The 2,913-nt window shown below is 72.3% G+C and carries 3 protein-coding genes; 2 read left to right on the plus strand and 1 reads right to left on the minus strand.

What is annotated here, in order from left to right; all coding sequences use genetic code 11:
* Positions 1-784, minus strand: a 784-nt coding sequence (locus AC1D12_RS29830; protein WP_477844839.1) for a response regulator, incomplete at its 3' end; no start/stop codon positions are given.
* 243 nt (positions 785-1,027) lie between these two features.
* Here AC1D12_RS29830 and AC1D12_RS29835 point away from each other — a divergent pair.
* Positions 1,028-1,450, plus strand: a complete 423-nt coding sequence (locus AC1D12_RS29835; RefSeq protein WP_477828648.1) for a universal stress protein — start codon at positions 1,028-1,030, stop codon at positions 1,448-1,450.
* Between the two features lie 116 nt (positions 1,451-1,566).
* Positions 1,567-2,772 (plus strand): acyl-CoA dehydrogenase family protein, encoded by a 1,206-nt coding sequence (locus AC1D12_RS29840; protein ID WP_465113043.1) that lies wholly within the window; start codon positions 1,567-1,569, stop codon positions 2,770-2,772.
* Positions 2,773-2,913: the final 141 nt, after the last annotated feature.

The following is a 2,913-nucleotide window of genomic DNA, read 5'->3' on the forward strand; positions in this document are numbered from 1 at the left end:
GCGCCGGCGCGTGCGTGTCGGCCACCGCATGGGCAATGGCATCGGCACCCAGGCGCGCGTGGGTCTTCATCACAACCCACTCCTCGGGCGTCAGCGGGCCCGGCTTGAGCAGCACGCTGTCGGGAATGCCGACCTTGCCGATGTCGTGCAGCGGCGCAGATTTCGCGATCAACGCGATCGCGTGCTCGTCCAGTGCATCGCGAAAGCGCGGATGGCTGCAGGCGCGGCGCGCCAGCGCCTCGACACCGGCCTGCGTGCGCAGCAGGTGGTTGCCGGTCTCGTTGTCGCGCGTCTCGGCCAGCCGTGCCAGCGCGCGCATCGCGACGTCCTGGATCCGCTCGTTCTCGCGGCGGCGCAGCAGCAGCTCGGCCTGCAGCGCCACCTTCTCGTCGCGCAGGCTGTCGCGCGCCTGCTTCAGCACGAGGTGCACACGCACGCGAGCGAGCAGAACCGCCGGGCGAAGCGGCTTCGTGATGTAGTCGACGGCCCCCTCGGCCAGGCCGCGGCGCTCGTCCTCGGTGGAGTCCATCGCGGTCGAGAAGATCACCGGGATGTCGCAGGTGCCGGGGTCGTCGCGCAGCACCTGCAGCATCTGGTGGCCATTCATCCCCGGCATCATCACGTCGAGCAGGATCAGGTCGGGCGCCGGACGCTGGCGCGCCAGTTCCAGCGCACGCACGCCGCCGGTGGCCGCGAGCACGCGGTATTCGCCCTGCAGCAGCTCGCCGAGCACCCGCAGGTTGTCGGGGTTGTCGTCGACGATCAACAAGGTCTGCTGCCGCATGCGAAGGCTCCTGCGGGCCGGAAGGCACGCCTTGCAGGCAGTCTCGGCATTCGCCGCCGCGTGCCATTTGATCGGCGTCAAGCCCCGGCAGGCCGCACCGCCGCACACGGCAACTGCGTGTGGAACCGCACGGCGCCGGCGACGGCCGCAGGCACGGCGATCCGCACCGATTGCGGTACATCAACGCAAGCGCGCGGCGCTGTCGTTACGGTCGGGGCACCACCGGCCCTCTGGAGACCCGCGATGAAGATCCTGATCGGCGTCGACGACAGCGCCTGCACCCACCACCTGTTCGAGCGCCTCGCGGCGCATCCGCAGTGGCTGGATCCGTCCCACGACTACACGGCGTTGCACGTGCTGGCACCGTTGCCCAACGGGTTGGCCGCGCTGCTCGACCGCCCCGGGATCGAGGCGCGCCAGGCCGACGCCGGCCACCGGGTGCTGGCAGGGCTGTCGAATGCGCTCGACCGGCTGCCGGGGCACCCGAAGCGCCGGTGGGCGGTCGGCGATCCCGGCACCGTGCTGGCCCGGCAGGCCGCGGAAGGCGGCTTCGACCTCGTGATGCTCGGCTCGCACGGGCACGGGGCGCTCGGGCAACTGGTGACCGGCTCGACGGTCGCCCGGCTGCTGTCGCACGCGAAGACGCCGGTGCTCGTGATGCGCTGAGCGCATCGATGCCCCCCCGACGCGCGGGGGGCACGGCGGCCGACTTGCGCGGCGTCAAGCGCCGGTGCGCACCGCGTCGCGAAGATGCGCGGCATCGTCACTACCAGGCCGCTGTCATGAGCGCGATTCTCCAGGACACCCTCGACGCGCTGGCGTCGCCCGAAGCCCGCATCGAGCAGGTGCGCCGCATCGCCCGCGAGATCGCGGGGCCGGCCGCCGCGGCGGTGGACCGCGACGGCCGCTTCCCGATCGAGGCCGTGATGGCGCTGAAGGATGCCGGGCTGCTGTCGGCCCGCGTCGCGCCGCGCCTGGGCGGCCACGGCAGCAGCATCGCCGAACTGGGTGCGATGTGCGAGGCGCTGGGGCAGCGCTGCGCGTCGGCAGCGATGGTGTTCGCGATGCACCAGGTGCAGGTGGCGTGCCTGGTGCGCCATGGGAGCACGCCGTACTTCGCGGACTGCCTCGACCGGCTGGTGCGCGAGCAGCGGCTGATCGCGTCGGTGACCAGCGAGGCCGGCGTGGGCGGCTCGGTGCGCACCAGCATCAGCCCGATCGAGCGCGACGCGTCGTCCGGCGAGTGCAGGCTGCGCAAGGAAGGCACCGTGGTGTCGTATGCCGATGCGGCGGACGATTTCCTCGTGACGGTGCGCCGCAGCGCCGAGGCCGCCGCCGGCGACCAGGCGCTGGTGCTGCTCGACAAGAGACAGTGCGGGATGGAGCGGCTGGGCACCTGGGACGCGATGGGCATGCGCGGCACCTGCAGCCCGGGCTATACCGTGAGCGCGCGGTTCGACGCGGCGCAGATCGTGCCGGCGCCGTTCGCCGAGATCAATGCGCAGACCATGGTGCCGTGGGCGCACATCCTGTGGGGCTCGGCGTGGCTGGGCATCGCGACCGATGCGGTGGCGCGGGCGCGCGCCTTCGTGCGCGACACCGGGCGGCGCCTGGGCGGCACGCCGCCGACGGCAGCGCGGCTGAGCGCGGTGTCGGCCAAGCTGCAGTTGATGCGCGTGCAGGTGCGCGACTGGGCGCACCGCTACGACGCGATGTGCGCGACAGCCGATGCCGGCGCGCAGGAGCTCGGCTCGGTGGCCTGCGCGATCCAGCTGAACCACCTGAAGCTCGCGGCCTCGGAGCTGGTGGCCGAGATCTGCACCGACGCGCTGCGCATCACCGGCACCAGCGGCTACCGCAACGATTCGCCGTACAGCATCGCGCGGCACCTGCGCGACGCGCATTCGGCGGCGCTGATGATCGGCAACGAGCGCATCCACGCGTCCAACGGCGCGCTGCACCTGGCCTACCGCGACGAGGCGCTGTAGCGGCTTGATCCGGCGCAAGGCGGTCCGCACGGACCGTTGCTATGGTGCGCGCCACCGAGACCCTCCCGCGGCACCCGATGCCCGCCTGCCCGATGACCGAGTCCACCGATCGACCTGCCCTGCCCGCCGCCTTGATGGAGG

It is taken from the genome of Rhizobacter sp. P1_G5, assembly GCF_056405435.1.